Source organism: Planobispora longispora (assembly GCF_016863135.1).
Classification (GTDB): domain Bacteria; phylum Actinomycetota; class Actinomycetes; order Streptosporangiales; family Streptosporangiaceae; genus Planobispora; species Planobispora longispora.
Map to the genome: position 1 here is coordinate 184,705 of NZ_BOOH01000001.1, position 22,398 is coordinate 207,102.

18 protein-coding genes and 1 riboswitch are annotated in these 22,398 nt (G+C 71.3%); of the genes, 13 read left to right on the forward strand and 5 right to left on the reverse strand.

The window, feature by feature from the left end; all coding sequences use genetic code 11:
* Positions 1–2 precede the first annotated feature (2 nt).
* From Plo01_RS00805 to Plo01_RS00815, 3 genes are read right to left on the reverse strand one after another with little or no spacing between them, the layout of a single operon-like run.
* Entirely contained in the window at positions 3–872 is an 870-nt protein-coding gene (locus Plo01_RS00805) for a sugar ABC transporter permease (protein ID WP_203888480.1), read from the reverse strand.
* Positions 869–2,632 carry an ABC transporter permease subunit gene (locus tag Plo01_RS00810; RefSeq protein ID WP_239315719.1) on the reverse strand — a complete coding sequence of 588 codons (1,764 nt, stop codon included), beginning with the start codon at positions 2,630–2,632 and terminating at the stop codon, positions 869–871. The genes Plo01_RS00805 and Plo01_RS00810 overlap by 4 nt, the downstream gene beginning before the upstream one ends.
* A complete protein-coding gene (locus Plo01_RS00815) occupies positions 2,629–3,897 on the reverse strand; it encodes a sugar ABC transporter substrate-binding protein (RefSeq protein ID WP_203888481.1) in 1,269 nt (422 codons plus the stop codon). The genes Plo01_RS00810 and Plo01_RS00815 overlap by 4 nt, the downstream gene beginning before the upstream one ends.
* Before the next feature lie 159 nt (positions 3,898–4,056).
* Between Plo01_RS00815 and Plo01_RS00820 the strand changes: the two genes are divergently transcribed.
* From Plo01_RS00820 to Plo01_RS00840, 5 genes are all read left to right on the forward strand, one after another.
* The gene (locus tag Plo01_RS00820; protein ID WP_203888482.1) at positions 4,057–5,094 is read left to right on the forward strand and encodes a LacI family DNA-binding transcriptional regulator; all 1,038 of its coding nucleotides are present in this window, start codon (positions 4,057–4,059) and stop codon (positions 5,092–5,094) included.
* 153 nt (positions 5,095–5,247) lie between these two features.
* Positions 5,248–5,457 carry a hypothetical protein gene (locus Plo01_RS00825; RefSeq protein WP_203888483.1) on the forward strand — a complete coding sequence of 70 codons (210 nt, stop codon included), beginning with the start codon at positions 5,248–5,250 and terminating at the stop codon, positions 5,455–5,457.
* A 361-nt stretch (positions 5,458–5,818) separates the two neighbouring features.
* Positions 5,819–7,879 carry an N-acetylneuraminate synthase family protein gene (locus Plo01_RS00830; protein WP_203888484.1) on the forward strand — a complete coding sequence of 687 codons (2,061 nt, stop codon included), beginning with the start codon at positions 5,819–5,821 and terminating at the stop codon, positions 7,877–7,879.
* Between the two features lie 121 nt (positions 7,880–8,000).
* Positions 8,001–8,930: a glycosyltransferase family 2 protein gene (locus Plo01_RS00835; protein ID WP_203888485.1), complete on the forward strand. Its 930-nt coding sequence runs from the start codon at positions 8,001–8,003 to the stop codon at positions 8,928–8,930.
* Positions 8,931–9,000: 70 nt separating this feature from the next.
* Positions 9,001–10,308 carry a polysialyltransferase family glycosyltransferase gene (locus tag Plo01_RS00840; protein WP_203888486.1) on the forward strand — a complete coding sequence of 436 codons (1,308 nt, stop codon included), beginning with the start codon at positions 9,001–9,003 and terminating at the stop codon, positions 10,306–10,308.
* Positions 10,309–10,535: 227 nt separating this feature from the next.
* Here the strand turns inward: Plo01_RS00840 and Plo01_RS00845 are convergent, their stop codons facing one another.
* On the reverse strand, positions 10,536–11,768 hold the full coding sequence (locus Plo01_RS00845) for a DUF6716 putative glycosyltransferase (RefSeq protein ID WP_239315720.1): 1,233 nt from the start codon (positions 11,766–11,768) through the stop codon (positions 10,536–10,538).
* Positions 11,769–11,779: 11 nt separating this feature from the next.
* On the reverse strand, positions 11,780–12,745 hold the full coding sequence (locus tag Plo01_RS00850; protein ID WP_239315721.1) for a hypothetical protein: 966 nt from the start codon (positions 12,743–12,745) through the stop codon (positions 11,780–11,782).
* Between the two features lie 258 nt (positions 12,746–13,003).
* Here Plo01_RS00850 and Plo01_RS00855 point away from each other — a divergent pair, with 258 nt between their 5' ends.
* From Plo01_RS00855 to Plo01_RS00890, 8 genes are all read left to right on the forward strand, one after another.
* Positions 13,004–13,876, forward strand: a complete 873-nt coding sequence (locus tag Plo01_RS00855; protein ID WP_203888489.1) for an oxidoreductase — start codon at positions 13,004–13,006, stop codon at positions 13,874–13,876.
* Positions 13,877–13,890: 14 nt separating this feature from the next.
* Positions 13,891–14,469, forward strand: coding sequence for a TetR/AcrR family transcriptional regulator (locus tag Plo01_RS00860; protein ID WP_203888490.1), 579 nt, complete (start codon positions 13,891–13,893; stop codon positions 14,467–14,469).
* A 216-nt stretch (positions 14,470–14,685) separates the two neighbouring features.
* Positions 14,686–14,826, forward strand: a riboswitch (cyclic di-AMP (ydaO/yuaA leader).
* 16 nt (positions 14,827–14,842) lie between these two features.
* Complete coding sequence (locus Plo01_RS00865) at positions 14,843–15,586, forward strand: CHAP domain-containing protein (RefSeq protein ID WP_203888491.1); 744 nt, start codon at positions 14,843–14,845, stop codon at positions 15,584–15,586.
* 299 nt (positions 15,587–15,885) lie between these two features.
* Entirely contained in the window at positions 15,886–16,692 is an 807-nt protein-coding gene (locus tag Plo01_RS00870; protein ID WP_203888492.1) for a calcium-binding protein, read from the forward strand.
* A 988-nt stretch (positions 16,693–17,680) separates the two neighbouring features.
* Entirely contained in the window at positions 17,681–19,021 is a 1,341-nt protein-coding gene (locus Plo01_RS00875) for an ABC transporter substrate-binding protein (RefSeq protein WP_203888493.1), read from the forward strand.
* A 79-nt stretch (positions 19,022–19,100) separates the two neighbouring features.
* Positions 19,101–20,081, forward strand: coding sequence for a carbohydrate ABC transporter permease (locus Plo01_RS00880; RefSeq protein ID WP_203888494.1), 981 nt, complete (start codon positions 19,101–19,103; stop codon positions 20,079–20,081).
* Positions 20,078–20,959 (forward strand): carbohydrate ABC transporter permease, encoded by an 882-nt coding sequence (locus tag Plo01_RS00885; protein WP_203888495.1) that lies wholly within the window; start codon positions 20,078–20,080, stop codon positions 20,957–20,959. The genes Plo01_RS00880 and Plo01_RS00885 overlap by 4 nt, the downstream gene beginning before the upstream one ends.
* A complete protein-coding gene (locus Plo01_RS00890) occupies positions 20,956–22,380 on the forward strand; it encodes a GH1 family beta-glucosidase (protein ID WP_203888496.1) in 1,425 nt (474 codons plus the stop codon). The genes Plo01_RS00885 and Plo01_RS00890 overlap by 4 nt, the downstream gene beginning before the upstream one ends.
* The last annotated feature ends 18 nt before the right edge of the window (positions 22,381–22,398 follow it).

Genomic DNA, 22,398 nt, shown 5'->3' on the forward strand with positions numbered 1-22,398 from the left:
GATCATCCTTTCACGGCGCCCGCGGTCAGCCCGTGGACGATGTATCTCTGCAGGAACTGGAAGACGGCGACGGTCGGGATCGCGGTGAGCAGGGTGCCCACGGCGAACATGCCGAAGTTGGCGTTGCGGCGGTCGGCCAGGAGGCTGAACAGGCCGACGGCGAGGGTGCGGGAGTCGTCGCCGGTGAGGAAGACGCTGGCGATGAGGAACTCGTTGATCGTCGCGATGAAGACGAGCAGCGCGCTGATCGCCAGGACCGGTGCGGACAGCGGCAGGATCACCCGGCGGAACGCCTGGCCGGGGGTGCAGCCGTCGATGAGCATGGCGTCGTCGAGCTCCTTGGGGATCGTGTCGAAGAACCCCTTGATCAGCCAGGTGTTCACGCCGACCTGGCCGCCGACGTAGAGCAGGGTCACGCCCCAGACGCTGTTGAGCCCGAAGGCCGGCCAGTTGTCGCTGATCACACTGAAGATGACGTACAGCGGGACGATCGCCAGGAACTGCGGGAAGGCCTGGATGACCAGCAGCGCGACCAGGCCGATCCGGCGTCCGGCGAAGCGGAAGCGGCTGAAGGCGTAGGCGGAGACCGCCGAGACCGCCACCGACAGGACGGCGGTGAGCCCGGCGATCAGGATGGAGTTGGCGTACCACGTCGGGAACGGCGTGGTCCCGAACAGGCCCCGGACGTTGTCCAGGCTCGCGCCGCCCGGCAGCAGGCTCGCCGAGCTGAGGGTGCCGAGCGGGTTGAGCGCGGCGGAGACCACGAACAGGATCGGGAAGAGGGCGAAGGCGGTGGCGGTGACCGCGGCGGCGTGCCGCAGGACGAGCCCGCTCCCCCGCCCGCCCGCGGCGGTCCCGGGACGACGGTTCAACGGTCCACCTCCTGGAAGACCCGGGTGCGCCGGAAGCTGACGATCGAGAGGACGGCGACGATCAGGTAGACGTAGACGGACATCGCCGAGGCCAGGCCGTACTGGGCGCCCTGCTGCCCGAACGCCAGCCGGAAGGTGTAGGTGATGAGCAGGTCCGTGGCGCCCACGGCCGGATTGTCCGCGGGGAAGGGGCCTCCGGCGGTGACCAGGAAGACGCCGTTGAAGTTGTTGAAGTTGAACGCGAACGAGGAGACCAGCAGCGGGGCCAGCGCCAGCATCAGCAGCGGGAGCGTGACCTTCCGGAACCGGTGCCAGGCGGTCGCCCCGTCCACCTGGGCCGCCTCCATGTACTCCGACGGGATCGTCTGGAGCGCCCCGGTGGCGATCAGGAACATGTAGGGGAAGCCCAGCCAGAGCTGGACCAGCAGGACCGACAGGCGGGCGGTCAGCGGCTCCCCGAGCCAGTCGACCTCCAGCCCGAGCATCCTGTTGACCAGGCCGAAGTCGGTGTTGAACATGTCCCGCCAGACCAGCAGCATGGCGAAGGCGGGCATCGCGTACGGCAGGACGACCAGCGTCCGGTAGACCCGTACGGCGCGCATCCGGGGATGGTGCAGGGCCAGCGCGAGCGCGATGCCGAGGGCGGCGGTGAGGGCCACGACGGAGACGGCGTAGACCACGTTCCACCCGAAGACGCCGAGGAAGTGGGCGTTGACCTGGGGGTTGGTGAGCGCGGCGGTGAGGTTGGCCAGGCCGACGTCCACCTTCCAGCCCTGGGGCAGCGCGGTGCCGTCCGCGGCCACGAACCGGCCCTGCTTCTCATCGGCTCGCCAGACCTTCTCGCGGCCTTCCTGCCCTGCCCCGGCCTCGGTTCCGGCACCGGAGCCGGCCGCCGCGCCGGGATCGGGGCCGCGGACGCAGTCGCATCCCGCCTCGTAGGACAGCTCCGCCCTGCCCCGGTAGGCGCGGGACAGACCCTGGCTGCGGATCGCGCCGCCCTCGACCGGCACGGCCAGTTCGGTGACCTCCGCGCCGCGGGCGGAGGCCTGGGCGGCGGTGAGCACCGCGTATCCCTCGGCGGCGGCGACCCGCCCGCCGGGACCGAGCCTCGCGCCCTCCAGCGGGCGCAGCCCTCCGGCGGTGCCCGCGTAGGCGCGCCCCCCGTCCGCCAGCAGGAAGACCAGCTCGCCGTCCCGCTCGGCCACGGTGAGGCGGTACTCCGCGGAGCCGGGCTCCCGCCGGACCGAGGAGGTCTCGATCGCGGTGATCGCCTCCTGCTTGGTGCCGAGGTGCCCGTCGCCGATGTTGGTCAGCGCCAGCGACATCGTGTGGACCACCGGGAAGACCTGGAAGGCCAGGACCAGGAGGGTGGTGGGGAACAGGTACTTGGCGGGCAGCCGCCTCGGGGTCAGGTAGACGTGCATCCCGGCGGCGGTGACCACCGCGACGATCGCCGTACCGGTCCAGTTCCCCGCCGAGACGAGCGGGGCGGCCGCCCAGAGCGCGACGGCGACGATCAACCCGAGCACCAGGAAGCGCGCCGCGATCGCGCCCGGGCTCCCGGGCCATCCCCTGGCCGGTACGGCCCGCGCCCGGCGCCCCCGGGCCGGCGGTCCGCCGGGCGAGCCCTGGGGCCGGACGCGTTCGCCGGTCTCCCCGGAGCCTCCGCGCGTTCCGGCCTCCCCGCGCCGGGACGCGCCGGTGTCCCCCGGCCGGGGAAGGCCGCGGCCCTCCCCGGTCCGGGTCCGCTGGGTGCTCACTGCTTGAGCTGCCCGGCGATGGCCTCGGCGGCGGCGGCGACCGCCGCGGGCACCGGCTCACCCTTGACCGCGGAGTGGATGAGCGTGTTGAACGGCACCCAGATGGCCACCATCTGCGGGATCGCGGGCAGCGGCGTGCCGTTCTCGGCGGCGGCCTGGAACTTTGCCACGTCGGGGTCCTTGCCCGCGGCGTACTCCAGCGCCTGCTTCAGCGCGGGCATGCGCGGCTCGGCGTCGAACAGCGCCCGCGCCACCTCGGGCGAGGCCAGGGTTCCGGTGACGAACTCCTGGGCGAGCGCCTTGTTCCGGCCCTTGCTCGCCACGAAGAAGGACTGCACGCCGACGAACGGCCGGGCGGGCCCGGCGTCCTTGAAGCCGGGAACCGGTGTGACGTCGTATTCCACGCCCGCCTTGCGGGCGTCGGCCAGCCGCCAGGGCCCGGCGACCATGAACGCGGTCTTGCCCTCGTTGAAGGCCGCAGCGGCGTTGTCGGAGGTGAAGGAGCGCTTGAGCGCGCCCTCGCCCTTCTCTCCCAGCTCGGCGATGCGCTCGAACGCGGCGACCGACTCCTCGGTCCCGACGCCCAGGTCGGCCGGGTCCGGGTCGCCGGTCGGGGTGGTGCCGAACAGGTGCGCTCCGGCCGAGGTGTAGAGGGGGTAGAGGTGGTAGGTGTCGCCGGACTGGCCGTTCTGCTGGCTGACCGGGTAACCGACGATCTCCTCGACCTTCCCGGCGGCCTTGAGCTTCTTGCCGGTGGCGACCAGTTCCTCGAAGCTCTCGGGCGCGTCCGGGGCGAGGTCGGTGTTGCGGAACAGGGCGAGGCTCTCCACCGCGTACGGCACGCCGTACACCTGGCCGCCGTAGGTGACGGCCTTGCGGGCCACGTCCACGTATCCCGACAGCTGCTCCTCGGTCATCTGGACGGGGTCGATGAGCCCGTTCTGGACGAGGTTGCCGATCCAGTCGTGCGCGCCGACGATCACGTCCGGGCCCTTGCCCGCCTGGGAGGCGGTGGTGAAGGTCTGCTGCTGGTTCTGGGCCACGACGACGATCTCGGCCTTGATCCCGTTCTCCTCGGCGAACGCCTCGGCGAACGGCTTGAGGGTGGCCGAGCGCATCTGGTCCGCCCAGATGAGCAGGGTGGTGTCGCTCGCGGCGGACGGGGCGCCGGAGGACTGTCCCGCGGTGCCGCCGCCCCCGCCGCAGGCGGTGAGCGTGAGGCCGAGCACGAGGGCTCCGGCGAGGGCGTGGGGGGATCTGCGCACGGTCGGACTCCAGGTGGGAGGGGTTTTTCAGGGGGTGCACCGCGATGTGCGCCGAAGTTAACAGGGGGTTCACCGTCCCTGGAATGCCTTGCAGGGTTTTGCTGCAAAGTTTCAGGATCTCTTGCGTCGTTTCAGCGGGCTGATCCACAATCGGCCACCATGGCGGCACGACTCGACGAGATCGCCCGGCAGGCCGGGGTGAGCAAGGCGACGGTCTCCCGGGTGCTCAACGAGCGCCCGGGGGTGAGCCGGCGGGCACGGGACGCCGTGCTCACCGCGATGGGCGTGCTCGGCTACGAGCGTCCCAGCGGGCTGCGGCCGCGCAGCTCGGGCCTCGTCGGGCTGATCACCGCCGAGTTGCAGAACCCGGTCTTCCCCTTCTTCGCGCAGGTGATCGAGACCGCCCTGGCCCGCCACGGGTACACCGCCGTGCTGTGCACGCAGACCCCGGAGGGCGCGGGCGAGGACGAGTACGTCGGGATGCTGCTGGACCGGGGCGTCTCCGGGATCGTGTTCGTCTCCGGCCTGCACGCCGACACCACGATCGACCCCTCCCGCTACCGGGACCTGCGCCGGCAGCGGCTGCCCATGGTGTTCGTCAACGGCGACCTCCCCGGCCTCGGCGTCACGTGCGTCTCCTGTGACGACGTCGCGGCGGGACGTACGGCCGCGCTGCACCTGATCGGGCTGGGGCACCGGCGGATCGGCTTCGTCAGCGGGCCGCTGCGCTACTCGCCCTCCCAGCGCCGCCTGGCCGGGTTCCGCGCCGCGATGCGGGAGCTGGGACCTCCGGCGGAGGAGGAGTTGATGGAGCTGGCCCCCTTCGACGTGGAGGGTGGGCAGACGGCCGCGTCCCTGCTGGTGGAGCGGGGCGCGACCGCGCTGGTGTGCGGCAGCGACCTGATGGCGCTGGGCGCCGTGCGCGCGGTGCGGCGGCTCGGCCTGCGGGTGCCGGAGGACGTCTCGATCGTGGGGGCCGACGACTCGCCGCTGATGCCGTTCACCGACCCGCCGCTCACCACGGTCCGCCAGCCGGTCCTGGCCATGGGCGTGGCGGCGGTGCGCGCGCTGCTCGACGAGATCAAGGGCCGCCCGGCCAAGGCCGCCGAGTATCTCTTCGCCCCCGAGCTCGTGGTGCGCGGCTCGACCCTGGCCCGGTGGAGGTCCGGCGACCGGGACCCGGCGGAGACCCGGTGATCGGGACGACACGCCGGGGATTTCTCTGGTGGACTCCAACCGAAGACCAGAGAGTGGTGTTGTGTCCCCTAAAGATATTTAGATCGCGATTATCGCCCTAATTTCCGGTTATGACACTGCTCGACAACCTGTCATTCCAACGGGGAAGGCACCATGACGAACTTCGACCAGATGCGGGGCCAGGGCAGAGAGGCCGGGAGCGAGAGCGGCACCGGGCAGGCCCAGGGCGGCCAGGGCAGGAACCAGAACAAGAACCAGTCCAGGAGCCAGTCCAGGGGGCAGGCCAAGCAGCAGCCCTCGAAGAAGGTCAAGGGGTCCGGCGGGCAGGCCGACGACACCGCCCGGGACACCTTCACCCCGTAACTGATCGCTTCGGATCACCCGGCGCCGCGGGTAGGCTTCACGCCACCCGTGGCGCTTTTTTCTGCTTTATTCTGCGGCGGTTCACGGCGCATATCGGTTCACGACGCACGGGCTTTCCCGCCGGACACCCCTGGGGCTTCTGACCGATTTGTCCTAATTATTCTCGGCGGTGTTCACGTTCCCGAGAGAAGATCGGCAGACGGGACCCGCGCCCGTTTCCGGACGGGAGCTCCACCCTCGCGGAAAGTTCAGACGGGCGACTCTGGACGTTCAGCTCGCACACCCCTTTCCGGTCACCCTCGTGGCTAGCGTTCTCAACACCCCAGCTCAGGGGCGCTGCCGTAGGTTAAGAGGAGTCACTTTGCGAGTCCTGGCCGTCATCCCCGCCCGTGGAGGTTCGGCGGGTGTCCCGCTGAAGAACCTGGCCGCCGTAGGCGGAACTCCCCTGGTCGCCCGCGCGGTGAAGGCCTGCATCCAGGCCGAGCTGATCGACGACGTCGTGGTCAGCACCGATCACCCGGAGATCGCCGGAGCCGCCCTCACCGCCGGGGCCACCGTCATCGACCGGCCCGGCGAGCTGAGCGGGGCGACGGCCTCCAGCGAGTCGGCGGTGCTCCACGCGCTGGAGCACATCTCCGCCGCCCCCGAGGTGGTCCTGCTCGTCCAGTGCACCAGCGCCTTCATCGACCCGTCCGACCTGGACGCCGCGATCGCGCGGGTCCTCGACGGCACCGCCGACGTGGTCTTCTCCGGGCTGGAGACCCACGAGTTCCTGTGGGACGCGGCGAACGCGACCATGAAGGGCGTCAACCACGACCCGGCGTCCCGGCCGCGCCGCCAGGAGCGGGAGCCGCACTACCGCGAGACCGGCGCGTTCTACGTGATGCGCACCGAGGGCCTGCGCGAGCACGGGCACCGCTTCTTCGGCTCGATCGCCGTGCAGCCGGTGCCCTCGCGGCACGCCGTCGAGGTGGACACCCCCGAGGACCTGGAGATCGTCCGGGCGCTGGCGCCGTTCGTGGACCGGCCCGAGCCGATCGACGTGGACGCGGTGATCACCGACTTCGACGGGGTGCACACCGACGACCGCGCCTACGTCGACTCCGAGGGCCGCGAGATGGTCGCGGTCAGCCGCTCCGACGGCATGGGCATCTCCCTGCTGCGCCGCTCCGGCGTCAAGCTGATGATCATGTCCACCGAGCACAACCCGGTGGTCGCCGCCCGCGCCCGCAAGCTCGGCGTCCCGGTCCTGCAGGGCCTGACCGACAAGCGGACCGTGCTGCGCGACTGGCTGGCCATCGAGGGCCTGGACCCGGCGCGGGTCGCCTACGTCGGCAACGACGTCAACGACCTGGGCCCGATGAGCGAGGTCGGCTGGCCGGTCACGGTCCCCGACGCCCACCCCAGGGTCCGCGCCGCCGCCCGGGTGGTGCTCACCCGGCCGGGCGGGGCCGGCGCCGTACGGGAACTGTGCGACCGCGTCCTCGCGGCCCGCCCGGAGGTCGCCGAGGCCCCCGCTCCCCGCGCCGAGCTGCGCCTGTCCCCGATCGTCAGGCCGGTGCGGATCGGAGACGCGCTGGTCGGCCAGGACCAGCCCGTCTACGTGATCGCCGAGATCGGCATCAACCACAACGGCGACCTGGACATCGCGCGCCGGCTGATCGACGTGGCCGCGGACGCGGGCTGCCAGGCGGTCAAGTTCCAGAAGCGCACGCCGGAGATCTGCGTCCCGCTGGAGCAGCGCGACCAGATCCGGCAGACGCCGTGGGGCGAGATGACCTACATGGAGTACAAGATCCGCACCGAGTTCGGCGCGGACGAGTACACCGAGATCGCCAAGTACGCCGCCGAGCGCGACCTGCACTGGTTCGCCTCGCCGTGGGACGTGCCGTCGGTGGAGTTCCTGGAGGAGATGAACGTCGTCACGCACAAGGTCGCCTCGGCCAGCGTGACCGACCTGGAGCTGCTGCGCGCGCTCGCCGCGACCGACAAGCCGATCATCCTGTCCACCGGCATGTCCACGCTGGAGGAGATCGACCGGGCCGTGGAGATCCTCGGCACCTCCAAGCTGGTGCTGATGCACGCCACCTCGACCTACCCGCTCCCGCCCGAGGAGGCCAACCTCCGCACGATCGCCACCCTCCAGGAGCGGTACGGCGTGCCGGTCGGCTACTCCGGCCACGAGCGCGGCCTGCAGATCTCGCTGGCGGCGGTCACCCTCGGCGCGGTGGCCGTGGAGCGGCACATCACCCTGGACCGCACCATGTGGGGCTCCGACCACGCCGCCTCGCTGGAGCCCTCCGGCCTGGAGCACCTGGTCCGCGACATCCGCATCATCGAGACCGCGCTCGGCGACGGCGTCAAGCGGGTCTTCCCCGGCGAGCAGGCCCCCAAGTCCCGCCTGCGCCGCGTCACGGTCTGACCGGGCGGGTCCGGCACGTCCCCACTGTTCACCGCCGCTTCCCCGCGCGTTCAGCCCGGACGCTCCGGCGATCGCTACGGTTCAGGCGTCCGCGCCCGCGCCGCACCCCGAGAGGGAAAACTTGATCAAGCTGTCGGTCGTCGTCCCGGTGCGGGACGCCGAGCTCTACATCTCCGACGCGCTGACCTCGCTGGCCGCGAACGCGCACCGGGATTTCGAGTTCATCGTCGTGGACGACGGATCGGTGGACCAGACCGGGCAGGTCATCGAGGACTTCCGCGACGACCTGCCCGGTCTCGTCGTCCTGCGCAACGAGACCCCGGCGGGGCTGGCCGACGCCCGCAACATCGGGCTCTCGCTCGCCTCCGGCCGCTACGTGACCTTCATGGACGGCGACGACTGGCTCGCCCCCGGATACCTCGCCGACCTGGTCGGCGCGATCGAGCGGCTCGGCTGCGACTTCGTCCGGGTGGACCACGTGCAGGCGGAGGGCCGCAAGCGGGTGATCCACCGGGCGCCGCTGGCCGTACGGGAGACGGTGGTCAAACCGCGCGAGCACATCCTGCCCGCCCGGTCGAAGACCATGGTCGACTACCCCTACGCCTGGGCCGGGATCTACCGCCGCGACCTGGGCGACCTGCTGACCTTCCCCGGCCGCCTGCACACCGCCGAGGACCGGCCCTGGATCTGGCGGCTGCACCTGCAGGCGAGCTCGTTCGCGGTGGTCTCCCTGGCCGGTCTCTTCTACCGGCGGATGGTGCCCGGCTCGCTGACCCAGATCGGCGACGAGCGCCAGCTGCACTTCTTCGACGCGTTCGAGCTGGTCTTCGACGACCTGCCGGAGGAGTTCGCGGCCAAGGCCGTCCGCCAGTTCTGCGCGCTGCTGGCCCACCACCTGGAGCTGCGCGAGCGTTTCACCCCGGAGCTGCGCGCCCGTTTCGAGCGGCGGGGCGCGGACGCCCTGCGGCGGCTCCCCGCGGACCTGCTGGCCGCCACCACGCTGGACCCCGAGCGCGACGGGATCCTGCGCGGGCTGCTGGAGGCCCGGTGACCTGTCCATCCCGGCCGGAGGCCATGGTCCCGGCCCGCCGTCCCGGATCGGCGACGAGCGGAGGAATCCGATGACGCAGCTGTTCTACGCCTCGACCCTGTTCGGCGCGATGACGCTGGCCGCCGCGCTGGACGAGGGCGTGTTCGGGCCGCACGAGGGCCGCCGGATCCTGCTGGTCTCCACCAACGCGGCCATCCCGGAGATCACCCCGTCGCTGGACCGGGCGCCCGGCTTCGCCGCGCTGCGCCCGCGCTTCGACGAGGTGCGGTCGTGGAACGAGATCGTGGCGCCGCTGCACCCGTCGGACTGGAAGGCCCGCGTCATCGAGGTTCCGATGATCGGCCGGCTGCTCCGTTCCCACCTGTCCCTGGGCGACGGCCCGGACGAGCTGATCGTGGAGTCCATCGCGGTCCCCCCGGCGCGGACCATCGCCGGACTGATCAAGGACTGCCCGATCACCGTCTACTCCGACGGCCTGATGAGCTACGGCCCGACCCGCGACCCGCTGCCCGCCGAGATCGCCGGGCGGATCACCCGCCTGCTCCACCTGGACCTGGTGCCCGGCCTGTCGCCGCTGCTGCTGTCGGAGTACGGCGTGCCCGCGCGGGTCGTGGGGGACGAGGCGTTCCTCCGCGTCCTGTCCGAGGTCTCCACCGCCTCGGAGACCGGCACGCCGGAAGACGGCGCGCCGGAGGGCGGCCGGGCGATGATCCTCGGGCAGTACCTGTCGGCGCTCGACATCGTCACCCCCGAGGAGGAGGCCGGGCTCCACGCGGACATGCTGCGCGGCCTGGCCGCCCGGGGCTTCGGCTCCGTGCTGTTCAAGCCGCACCCGGCCGCCGGCCGCCGGCACGCCCGGGAGCTGCGCGCGACGGCCGCCGAGCTCGGCGTCCGGCTCGACGTGGCGGGCGAGGCGATCCCGGCGGAGTCGTACTTCGCGGCCCTGCGGCCGGAGCTGGTGGCGGGCTGCTTCTCCACCGCTCTGGTCACCGCCCGGCGCTGTTTCGGCCTGCCGGTGGCGGCCGTCGGCGGGGAGCTGGTGCTGGAGCGGCTGGCGCCGTACGAGAACAGCAACCGCGTCCCCGTCACGATCACCGACGCGCTCCTGCCCCGGCTCGGGGCCGACGGCTCCCTGGAGGAGCCGCCGGAGATCGACCTGCCGGACCTGGTCCGCGCGGTCGGCTACTGCATGCAGAGCGAGGCCTACCCGGACCTGCGCGAGACGGCCGGGACCTACCTGGCCGCCCACGGCCCGGCCCGCTACTTCAAGCGCCAGCGCCTGACCGCCCTGGAGCTGCTGCCCGCCGCCCCGCAGTCCCCCGCCGCGGCCGGCACGCTCGGAAGACTCCGCCGCCGGCTGTCCCGGGCGCTGTCGTAGGCGCGGGACCCGCCCGGAGCGGAGCCCGTCCCCCGCGGGACGGGCGGCCGGGACGCCCGTCCCGCGGAGGTCCGATCAGAGCCGCCGGTAGTAGACGGCGACCGGGAGCAGCGTGCACCCGAGACTCTCGTAGAGGGCCCTGGCCGGCGCGTGGAAGGGGTCTCCCCCGGTGCCGATCTCGACCACCGTGGAAGGTGCGCCTTTCAGGCTGAGGGCGTGATAACCGATCAGCCCAGCGCCCTGAGGTAGCGGCGCATCCGGCGCTTGGCCCGGTAGCCGACGCGCAGCACCTTCGGCGGCACCTCGACGCGGAGCCGGGCGCGGCGGCGGGCGGCGGCGTGCTGAGGGCCGTCGAGCAGCGAGCGGGCCGGCTCGAGGCGGCCCGAGCGGGCCTGTCCGACGAGGGTGACCAGCCTGCTCGCCCAGTCGTTCTCCGAGCCCGGGTGGAAGTAGTTGGCGCGGCACCACTCCGCGTCCGGGGTGAGGAAACGTCCCCCGGACAGGTCGTCGAGGGTGCCGAGCACGCCGCTGCCCTCGAAGACCAGGTTGATCATCTCGGCGCTGACCCCGAAGTCCGACAACACCAGCAGCGGGACGGACTGGGCGATCGCCTCCAGCGCCGCGGTCGAGCTGACCGTGACGAACCCGGCCGCGTGGGCCAGGTGCTCGTGCATCGGCCCCGCCGCGAAGCGGAGCACGTCCTCGTCCCCGCCGAGCTCCCGCCAGAGGCGCTGGTAGTGGTGGCGCTCGTTGTGCGTCTGCCGCTCCCCGTCCAGCGCGCGGAGCTTGACCACCACGTCCAGGTCCGGCCGCCGCCGTGCCAGGTCGGCCAGGGAGGCCAGGATGCGCTCGCGCTCCTCGCGCCGCTTGGGGACCTTGGCCTGGGTGGCGAAGACGACCCGGTCGCGCGGCCCGGTGGCGGGGACCTCGCCGCTCCCGTGCAGGAAGGGCAGCCGGGCCAGTCCCACCTGGCCGCCGCCGCCCAGCCGCCGGCCGACCTCCGTGAACTCCCGGACCTCCCGCCCGCTGTGCAGCACGAACAGCTCGCACCCGCTCCGGAACAGCCAGGCCTTCTCCGTCGCCGGGATCGAGATGCCGGGCAGCCCGGAGACGAACACCGGCCGCGGCGACAGGCCCGCGAGCACCTCCGCGGCCAGGATGTCCACCACCGGCCCGGTGCAGGCCAGCAGGACCGCGTCGGGCCGGAACCGCTCGGCCGTACGGCGCAGCGCGCGGGCCGACACCACCGGCGGGTCGCCCGCCTGCGCCCCGGGCTCACGTCCGGCCCCCGTGTCGGACGCGGCCGGGCGGAACCACGGCGCCCCGGCCACGGCGGCGTGGATCTGCGCCGGGGACGGCGTGATGGGCGTGCGGATCACCGCCAGCTCCGTCGTGCACCCCTCGGGCAGATCACCCAGCAGGCACGCGGCCCACTTCAGGTAGGAATCCGAGTCGGCCACGGCCAGGACTTTCAAGTGCTGACTCCAGTGTCGTGATGGGCGAACATCGAAAGGTGGGAGCGCAGTGACGGGGCGGCCTGGGCGGTCCACCACTCGTCGGGGACCTCCACCGTCTCCACCGCGACGCCCCGCGGCCCGAGGAGGACCCGCAGGGAGGTGACCGCGGTGGAGGGCAGGCTCAGCACCCGCTGCTCGGCGGCCAGCCCGCGCAGGGTCATCTCGGCCGGGGCCCCGCCGTCGTAGACGGTGATCCCGGGCTGTTCCCCGACCAGGGCCAGGTCCCGGGGGTCCTCCCGCCGGTGCGGGAAGTAGGCGACCGGCCCGTCCGAGCCGAGACCCGCCAGCCAGGTGAAGTAGCGGTCGCGATGGATGAGCCCGTTGCGGACCAGCGAGGTGCCCAGCACGACGGTGCGTTCGGCGGGGCGGGGCCTGCGCAGCGGCTGGGCGCGCAGCCAGGCGAACTCGTGGGTGACCAGCTCGGCCCCGGTGCCCCGGACGGCCCGCGCCAGCGCGTCGGGGACCGGCAGCGCGGTGAAGATCGACAGCTTGCCGGAGCGGGCGGCCAGCCGGAGCCGGAGACCGGCCGCGGCCCCCAGGGCGGTCCTCAGCGGCCCGGCCGTGGCGCGGGCCCGGAGCAGCGGCGTCCACGCGCGCCCGGAGAGCAGTTCCAGGAGCCTGATCGTGGCCAGCCCGTCATCGACGATCACAACGCGGCGGGGGAATGCGGTGAGCCAGGCGAGCTGGACCTTGCCGGAGAAGGCGTCGCCGACCACCCAGGTCGCGCCCCGCCCGGGCCGCGGCATGTCCGCCTCCGGATCGGCCAGCTCCAGCCCGTCCGGGAGGGAGAGCCGGCGGAGCTCCCGGCGGGTGACGGCGAGCGGACGCAGCTTCGCCCGGGGGACCAGCCGGGTCCGGCCGCCCAGCAGCCCCGCGTGGTGGGCCTCCACCGCGCAGAGCATCTGCAGCGGGGACTCCACCCAGGCTACGGCCGAACACTGCTCCCGCGCGTGGTCTCGACCGTCTTCCTCCACGCCGGGCGATGACCCGTTCACGACCCGCCCACCGTAACCCGGCGGCCTTACGCGCCCGGGAACCGAAGGTGAACACCGGACTACACCGTTGCGCGCCGGGCGGAGGCCGCCTACCGTGGTGTACGAAACGGTTCCGTACACCACCCTGCACACCACTCCGCACACCACGCCCCGCACCACTTCGCGCACCCCGAGGAGCGAGCCATGTGGACGCCCGACGACATCCCCCGCCTGACCGGTTCCACCGCCCTGGTGACCGGGGCGAACAGCGGCATCGGCGTGCCGACCGTCCTGGAACTGGCCAGGCACGGCGCCCGGGTCGTCATGACCGCCCGCGATCTCGCGAAGGGCCGGGCCGCGCTGGAGACGATCAGGGCGGAGGTCCCGGAGGCGGACGTCGAGCTCAGGCGGCTGGACCTGGCCGCCCTGAGCTCGGTGCGCGAGTTCGCCGCCTCCGTGGACGAGCCGATCGACATATTGATCAACAACGCCGGGATCGGCATCATCCCCCGGAGCACCACCGCCGACGGCTTCGAGACGCAGTTCGGCACCAACCACCTGGGCCACTTCGCGCTGACCGGTCTCCTGCTGCCCCGGCTGCTGGAGCGGAAGGACGCCCGGGTCGTCACCGTCTCCAGCGACGCGCACGCCGTCGGCAGGATCGACTTCGACGACCTCGGGCTGGAGCGCGGCTACGGCAGGTTCTCCGCCTACGGCCGTTCCAAACTGGCCAATCTGCTGTTCGCCCGCGAGCTCCACCGCCGGGCGGAGGGCCGGCTGCTCAGCGTGGCCGTCCACCCCGGCTCGACGAGCACCGGCATCCTGAAGCTGGGCGTGCTCACCCGGCCGGTCATGGCCCTGGCCGGGCTCTTCCTCCAGTCGGCCGCCAAGGGCGCGGTCCCCTCCCTGTACGCGGCCGCCTCCCCCGCCGTCCGCGGAGGCACGTTCATCGGCCCCGGCCCCAAGGAGCTGCGGCCCAGGCCGCACGCGCTGGACGAGGCCGTGGCCAGGCGGCTCTGGGAGACGTCGGAGGAGCTCACCGGCGTACGATTCGAGATGCTCGACCCGCACGTCTAGGCACCGGAGGCACCTTGCGTCTCGACCCGTCCCGTGAGCGCGCCATCCTCGAGGCGACGCGGGAACTGCTCGCGGAGGTCGGGTTCGAGCGGATGTCCGTCGACCAGATCGCCAGGCGCGCCAGCGCCAGCAAGGCCACGATCTACCGCCGCTGGACGGGCAAGGAGGCGCTGGTGGTGGACCTGGTCTGCAACCATCTGGAGCTCGACGTCCCGGCGCCGCCCGACACCGGGACGATACGCGAGGACCTCGTCGAGGCGGTCACCGGCTTCTGCGACGTCCTGCGGCGCAAGCACAGCATGATCGTCGGGCTCCTCCCCGGCCTGCTCACGAACCCCAACCTGGCCGGGGCCCTGCGCGACAACGTGCACCGCCCCGACATCACCGGCACCGTCCCGCTGCTCGAGCGCGCCCGGGAGCGGGGCGAGCTGGCCGGCGCGATCGACCCGGCGCGGCTCAGGACGGTGGTCGAGGCGCTGGTCTGGCACCGGCTGCTGATCACCGGCGAACCGCTGGACCGGGCGTTCGTCGAGAGCGCCGTCGACGGGACGCTGCTTCCCCTGATCCGCTCCTGGGCCGGTACGGGATCATGAGGGACACGGCCTCCGTCGCTCCCGACGACGGCGTGCGGACGCCGCGGCCCGGTTCCGGCGTCTGACGGGTCCCCGACGCCGAGGCGTTTCGCCGGGACTTTCATGCCTTTTGGCCCTCAGTGGAGGCAGGCAGCCGTCTGACGGGGCGTTCACGTCTCCCGCTTGACCAGACGTTGACCTTTCGCGGCTCATCCCACCGCTCCGCCCGCCGATGGGATGGCACGGAAGCCTAATCCGCGGCCCCGCGGAGCCGGGAACCCATGTGTTTCCTGGGGTGAATCGGCGCGTTCGCGCGCCGTAGGGCACTTCCGAGCCCGAACCCGTCAGCTAACCCGGTAGGCACTGGAAGCCGAGCAAGGAGTCGTACCCCTCCATGGGCAAGCACCGCCGCGTTCCCCCGTTCAAGAAGCGCCACCTGACCCGCGTCGCCGTCGGGATGTCGGTCGCGCTCACCGGCGGTACGGCGGCCGCGCCCTCCGCGCTCGCCGACACCGGGACGGGCAATCCCCTCAACGCCCCTGCGGCCGACGTCCCCGTGACCGCCTGGGCCCCGGTCGAAGCGTCCGCCACCGGCGCCACCGCCTCCAAGACCCCTCTCGAGGCCGTCGCCGAGGGGCTTCCCCCCGTCTCGGCCGAGCAGCTGCTGGCCATCGCCGAGCAGCAGATCGGGATCACGGAGAACTCCGCGGGCGGCGGGACCAAGTTCCACTCCTGGTACATGAGCTCCCCGCGGGTGTGGGAGACCATCGCCCGCGACGGCGGCAACGTGCGGGCCTACGCCAACGCCCCCTGGTGCGACATGTTCGTCTCCTGGGTCGGCGAGCAGGCCGGCATCCGCCCCACCGTCGGCTGGGACGCCTACACCGTCACCCACGCCGAGTGGTTCAGGAACAACGGGCACTGGGGCGCCCAGGCCGAGCCGGGCGCGGTCGTCTTCTTCGACTGGAAGGGCGGCGACAGCCTCTACGGGATCGACCACGTCGGCTTCGTCAAGAAGGACAACGGCGACGGCACGATCACCACGATCGAGGGCAACACCGGCAACGGCAACGTCGAGCAGCGCGTCCGGCCGAAGTCCCAGGTCGTCGGGTACGGCTACCCGGTCTACAACGGCTGATCGCGCGTCCACCGCCAGGAGTACGGCTCGCGCGGGCCGTGCTCCCCGAGCCGGTTCCGGTGAGCCGTGCCCCTTGAGCCGGTTCCGGTGAGCCGTGCTCCGCGAGCCGGTTCCGCCCCCGGCGGCTCCCCGTCCGGCATGGCCGAGATCACACTGAGGATCTTTACCTATCGGAGCAGCCGCCGAACGTGCAGTTTTGCGCAGAGATGGACCGTCCTCCCCTCCGATCATGAGGACGAAAGGTGAGCGGGCCTCGGCTTGGCCCGCTCCTCAGCTCCGTTTCGGACAAGGAACCGCACATGAACACCATCAAGCGAGGCGCGCTGCGCCTGACCATGCTCGGCGGCCTCGTCGCCGCCCTGGCCGCGATCCCCGGGACCGGCCTGGCCGCCGCCGCCCCCGGCGACCTCGTCGTCGAGCGCGTCTCCACCGCCATCACGATCGTGCCCGGCGCCACCGCGGTGAACGACACCGTCCAGGTGGTCAAGGTGGGCTCGATCTTCCGCGTGAGCAACACCACCGGCACCCTGAAGGCCACCCCCGGCAAGGGCTGCACCCAGGTCACCGCCACGGTGGTCGACTGCGGCACCGGCGTCACCGGCCTGTCGGCGAGCCTGGGCGGAGGCAACGACACCTTCACCGCCCGCGTCCCGCTCACCGGCGCGGTCAACGGCGGCGACGGCTCCGACGTCTTCAACGCCGGCCTGTCGGCGGGCGGCGGGACCACGCTCACCTACCAGGGCGGCGCGGGCTCCACCGACATGGTGAGCTACGCCCAGGCGAACGTCGGCGTCTTCATCAGGAAGGACGCCGTCAACAACGACGGCCGGAACGCCGGCGGGAACATCGACCGCGACAAGGTGCTCGGCGACGTCGAGATCGTCGTGGGCAGCCGGTTCGGCGACACCATCGAGGGCGACAACGCACCGGAGACCATCAACGGTCTCGGCGGCAACGACCGCCTCACGGCCAACGGCGGCGACGATCGCATCGTGGCCCAGGACGGGGGGATCGACTCCGTGGTGTCCTGCGGCGCCGGCGGCGGCGACATCGCGGACGCCGACGCGGCCGACCAGCCGACCGGTTGCGAGACCGTCAACCGGTGACCCGCGGGGGCGCGGCTCAGGGAAGGGCCGTGGCGCACCCGCCGCCGAGGCCGCGGCCCGGGCTCTCCCCGGCCGCGCACGTCACCCGGCGGCATTTCCCGGACCCCGGCCGGAATGAATCCCGAAAGCGCATTCCGGCCGGATCCCTCAGCCGCCGCTATTCGTTCCCCTTCGCACCGGGGAGCGAATAGCGGCGAGGCGGTTTCCCGGCGCCGCCGGACGACATTCCGGCCGTCGCCCGCCGAATGCCTTCCCGCCTCCCGACGCCGTCCGGGCTCTCCGGCGCACGCCTCACTCCGGTTGCCGGGCCGTGATCGCCGCGGAGCTCCGTACCAGCAGATCAGGAGATCCCGCCGCACCGGAGGCGGGAGCGGCGCGGGCCGGCCGATCTCCACCGGCACGGGACCGCCGGATCACCGCCGGATCCCGGAATCCCCCGCCGGATCCCGGAATCCCCCGCCGGCGGATCCGGCGTCAATGTCACGGACACCGGATCGTCGTCATTGTCATCGCGATAACGCCATCGCCTCTCCGGCCGTCCCGGGCCGCCTTTCCCCCTGATTTCACAATCCGTCGGACCGGACTTCTCTCCCGATCCTCCGGCGGCCATTCAGCGGGTGCATCCGCCGGCCGGACGGCAGCGCCCGGGACGCCTGTGACCGGGGACACCCGCGTCACGCAAAGCGACCAGAGGTCCGCTTGACGTCATATGAGCCAGGAATCACCCCGATGCCGTCTCCCGTCATGGGAGCGCTCCCAACCATATGTTTGGGGTCTTCGTCCTGGTTAGGCCCTATTCATCCCGCAGATGTGGCCATGATGTAACGGTTGAGTTTCGGGATATTGACGCCCGCGTGGCCCTTCGTCCACTCTTCGTGGGAGCGCTCCCAAACACGCTGACGAAGCACCCGCCGCGGACGGAGCTGTCGGGGACTGTCTGCGGCGCCACCTCCCATCGATTCGGGCGACCACCTGAGAGGGGTCCGGAATGTTCAACAGCAAGCGGCAGGGCAAGCTCGCCGCCGTCGCGGTCATGGCGGTCACCGCTTTGACCCTCACCTCCTGCGGCTCGGAGGAGCCCACCAAGCCGAGCGCCGGCGGCGGCAGCTCCGCCCCGGCCGAACCGGTGACCATCACCGTGCACACCTTCGGCGGCGGCGAGAACTTCGGTTACGACAAGGCCGTCGAGAAGTGGAACGCCGAGCACCCGAACATCCAGGTCAAGTACCAGAACCTGACCGACCGGTTCGAGGACGTCTACCTGCCCCAGCTGCTGCAGAAGCTGCAGGCCGGCAGCGGCACCGCCGACATCGTCGGCATCGACGAGGGCGCGATGGGCCTGATGGCCCAGCGTCCGCAGTTCTTCACCGACCTGGGCCAGTACGGCCTGGACAGCCGCAAGGCCGAGTTCCCCGCGGCCAAGTGGGAGAACGGCATCAACAAGGACGGCAAGCTGTTCGCCCTCGGCACCGACATCGGCGGCATGGCGATGTGCTACCGCAAGGACCTCTTCGAGAAGGCCGGCCTGCCGGGCGACCGCGAGGAGGTCGGCAAGCTCTGGCCGGACTGGAACGCCTTCATGGAGACCGGCAAGAAGTTCCAGGCGAAGGTCACCGACGCCAAGTTCCTCGACGGCCCGAACACCCTCTTCAACACGGTCCTGTCGCAGGAGGCGCCGAAGAACGGCAACGTCTCCTACTTCGACAAGAGCAACCAGCTGGTCATCGAGAGCAACCCGGCGATCAAGACGTCCTTCGACACGGTCAAGTCCTTCAGCGAGGCGGGCCTGACCGCCAAGCTCGCCTCCTTCACCCCCGAGTGGAACGCGGCGATCAAGAAGGGCGGCTTCGCCGTCATGGGCTGCCCCGCCTGGATGGTCGGCGTGATCGAGGGTGCGGCCGGCGAGGAGAACAAGGGCAAGTGGGACGTGGCCGCGGTTCCCGGCGGCGCCGGCAACTGGGGCGGTTCCTACCTGGCGGTGCCCGCGCAGAGCAAGCACCCGAAGGAGGCCGCCGAGGTCCTGAACTACCTCACCGGCAAGGACGGCCACATCGCGGCCTTCGAGGAGGCCAACGCCTTCCCGAGCTCCCTGACCGCGCAGCAGGACCCGGCCGTGTCCGGCAAGAAGAACGCCTTCTTCAACGACGCGCCGGTCGGCAAGATCTTCGGTGACTCGACCGCGGGTCTGCTCCCGGTCTTCCTGGGCGAGAAGCACGCCCAGGTGAAGACCGCGGCGGAGAAGGTCCTGGAGGGCATGGACAAGGGCTCCATCCCCTACGGCGAGGCCTGGACCAAGTTCATCGAGGCCGGCACCAAGGCAGCGGGCTGATCCCCTCTCCCACGACGGGCCCGACGGCGGCCATCCCGCCGCCGGGCCCGTCGCCTGCCCTTCGCTGAAAGGCTGACCGATGACCCTGAACATCGACACTCCCGCCCCCCCGAAGCGGACCGGCCCCCGCCGGTCGTCGGGGCACCGGGGTTCCGGACGAGGTGGTAACGCGCTCACGCGGTTCGACCTGCGGGCGACCCCCTACTTCCTCGTCTCGCCGTACTTCCTGCTCTTCGCCCTCTTCGGCCTCTTCCCCCTCGGCTACACCTTCTGGGCGTCCCTGCACGACTGGGAGCTCGGCGGGGACAAGTCCTTCCTCGGCATCGACAACTACACCGAGCTGATCGCCGACGACGGCTTCTGGAACGCGGTGGTCAACACCGTCGGGATCTTCATCATCTCCACGATCCCGCAGCTCGTCCTGGCGCTGATGCTCGCCAACGCCCTCAACAAGCGCATCCGGGGCCGGCTCTTCTTCCGCCTCGGAGTCCTGCTGCCGCTGGTGACCTCGGTCGTCGCGGTGGCGGTGGTCTTCACCCAGCTCTACGGCCGCGACTACGGCATGGTCAACTGGTTCCTCGGATTCTTCGGCGTCGAGCCCATCGAGTGGCAGAACCAGAGCTGGACGGCGTGGATCGCCATCTCCACGATGATCGACTGGCGGTGGACCGGCTACAACGCGATCATCCTGCTGGCCGCCATGCAGACGATCCCCAAGGACCTCTACGAGGCCGCGTCCCTCGACGGCGCCTCGCCCCGGCGTCAGTTCTGGCAGATCACCGTCCCGATGCTCCGCCCGACGCTCATCTTCGTCGTCTTCGTCTCCACCATCGGCGGCCTGACCCTGTTCGCCGAGCCGGTCATGTTCGAGGGCAACCCGACGATGGCGGGTGGCGCCACCGGCCAGTACCAGACGGTGGCCATGTTCATCGTCAAGGAGGCGTTCCGCGACTTCGACATGGGCTACGCCTCGGCGGCCGCCTGGATGCTGTTCGCGCTGATCCTCGTGGGCATCCTGATCAACTACTCCTTCACCCGCCGGATCGGGGGCAAAAAGTGACGGCCATCCAGACCCGGCGGCGCCCGGCGGGCTCCGCCTCCGCGGCGAACCGCATCTGGGACGCGGGTCCGCTGACGAAGGTGGTCCTCGCCTTCGCCCTCGTGCTGTCGGCGTTCCCGATCTACTACATGTTCATCATGGCCACGCGGAGCAAGGACGAGGCGCTGGACACCCCGCCTCCGCTGCTCCCCGGCGGCCGTCTCGGCGAGAACATCCAGCAGCTGCTCGACAACGAGAACGCCTACTTCGCCACCGGCCTGATCAACTCGGCCATCATCGCGACCACGGTGACCTTCTCCGTCGTGGTCATCTCCACGCTGGCGGGCTTCGCCTTCGCCAAGCTGAAGTTCAAGGGCAGCAAGATCCTGCTGGGCTCGATCCTGCTGACCATGATGGTCCCGCTGCAGCAGATGGGCATCGTCCCGCTGTACGAGATGATGGTGAACCTCGGCTGGACCGGTCAGATCCAGGCCGTGATCCTGCCCTTCCTGGTCAACGGGTTCGGGGTCTTCATGATGACCCAGTACACCACCCAGGCGGTGCCCGACGAGCTCGTCGAGGCGGCCCGCGTCGACGGCGCCTCGACCATGCGCATCTACACCAACGTCATCCTGCCCGCGGTACGGCCCGGCATGGCGGTTCTGGCGCTGCTCACCTTCATGCAGAACTGGAACGAGTTCATGTGGCCGTCGATCGTGCTGAACCCGGACAACCCGGTGGTCCAGACCTCGATCGCGGCGCTCAACCAGGCCCAGGGCACGGACTACGCCATGCTCTTCACCGGCACGGCCGTCTCCGTCCTCCCGCTCATCATCGTTTTCGTCGCGTTCGGCCGGCAGATCGTCGGCGGACTCATGGAAGGTGCGGTCAAGGCGTGACCACGCAAGAGACGCAGACCCAGACGCCGGAGCTGGTGTTCCCCACCGGATTCGCCTGGGGTGCGGCCACCTCCGCCTACCAGATCGAGGGCGCCGTCGCCGAGGACGGCCGAGGCGCCTCCATCTGGGACACCTTCGTCCGGCAGCCCGGCCGGGTGGTCAACGGCGAGAACGCCGACACGGCCATCGACCACTACCACCGCTACCGCGAGGACGTCGCGCTCATGGCGGAGCTGGGGCTGGGCGCCTACCGCTTCTCGGTCTCCTGGCCCCGGATCCAGCCGGACGGCAGCGGCCCGGTCAACGCCAAGGGGCTCGACTTCTACAGCAGGCTGGTCGACGAGCTGCTCTCGCGGGACATCGACCCGTGGGTGACGCTCTACCACTGGGACCTGCCGCAGGCGCTGGAGGAGGCGGGCGGCTGGCCGTCGCGGGACACCGCCCACCGCTTCGCCGAGTACGCGGCCCTCATGCACGACGCGCTGGGCGACCGGGTCCGCAACTGGAGCACGGTCAACGAGCCGTGGTGCGCGGCCTTCCTCGGGTACGCCTCCGGAGAGCACGCCCCCGGACGGCGCGAGCCGGCGCAGGCGATGTTCGCCGCGCACCACCTGCTGCTCGCGCACGGCCTGGCCGTGCAGGCCATGCGGGCGCAGGGGAAGAACACCCGGATCGGCGGCTGCGTCAACCTGTACGCGATCTCCCCGCAGACCGGTTCGGAGGCCGACCTGGACGCCGCCCGCCGCATCGACGGGCTGCAGAACCGGTTCTTCCTGGACGCGCTGCTGAAGGGCCGCTACCCCGAGGACGTCCTGGCCGACCTCGGCCCGATGGCGGACTTCGTCCGGGACGGCGACCTGGCCCTGATCTCGGCGCCGCTGGACATGCTGCTGATCAACTACTACAGCCGCTTCACCGTCTCGGGCGTCCCCGGCGGCGCGGCCTCCGCGGCGGCCGCGCCCACCGACACCGGCTCCCCCTGGGTGGGCAGCGAGCACGTGTCGTTCGTCAACGGCGGGCGGCCGGTCACGGCCATGGGCTGGGAGATCGACGACTCCGGCCTGGAGGAGCTCCTGCTCCGCCTGGCCCGCGAGTACCCGCGGGTCCCGCTGGTCATCTCCGAGAACGGCGCCGCCTTCGACGACGTCATGACCGATGATGGGACCGTGTCCGATCCCGAGCGCCTGGCCTACATCGAGGCGCACCTGCGCACCTGCCACGCCGCGATCGAGGCCGGGGTGCCGCTCCAGGGGTACTTCGCCTGGTCGCTGATGGACAACTTCGAGTGGGCCTGGGGGTACGGCAAGCGTTTCGGCCTGGTCCACGTCGACTACCAGACCCAGCGGAGAGTTCCGAAAGAGAGCGCTCTCTGGTATGCCGATACCATCAGGCGCGGAGGCTTGAACGGTCCGGCACAATAAGTCGCTACCGAATATTCA

What these genes read in the sequence shown, in the direction of transcription:
- Plo01_RS00865 (WP_203888491.1), top strand. Translation starts at nt 14,843, where the DNA reads ATGGGCAAGCACCGCCGCGTTCCCCCGTTCAAGAAGCGCCACCTGACC.
- Plo01_RS00820 (WP_203888482.1), top strand. Translation starts at nt 4,057, where the DNA reads ATGGCGGCACGACTCGACGAGATCGCCCGGCAGGCCGGGGTGAGCAAG.
- Plo01_RS00840 (WP_203888486.1), top strand. Translation starts at nt 9,001, where the DNA reads ATGACGCAGCTGTTCTACGCCTCGACCCTGTTCGGCGCGATGACGCTG.
- Plo01_RS00855 (WP_203888489.1), top strand. Translation starts at nt 13,004, where the DNA reads ATGTGGACGCCCGACGACATCCCCCGCCTGACCGGTTCCACCGCCCTG.
- Plo01_RS00880 (WP_203888494.1), top strand. Translation starts at nt 19,101, where the DNA reads ATGACCCTGAACATCGACACTCCCGCCCCCCCGAAGCGGACCGGCCCC.
- Plo01_RS00875 (WP_203888493.1), top strand. Translation starts at nt 17,681, where the DNA reads ATGTTCAACAGCAAGCGGCAGGGCAAGCTCGCCGCCGTCGCGGTCATG.
- Plo01_RS00825 (WP_203888483.1), top strand. Translation starts at nt 5,248, where the DNA reads ATGACGAACTTCGACCAGATGCGGGGCCAGGGCAGAGAGGCCGGGAGC.
- Plo01_RS00870 (WP_203888492.1), top strand. Translation starts at nt 15,886, where the DNA reads ATGAACACCATCAAGCGAGGCGCGCTGCGCCTGACCATGCTCGGCGGC.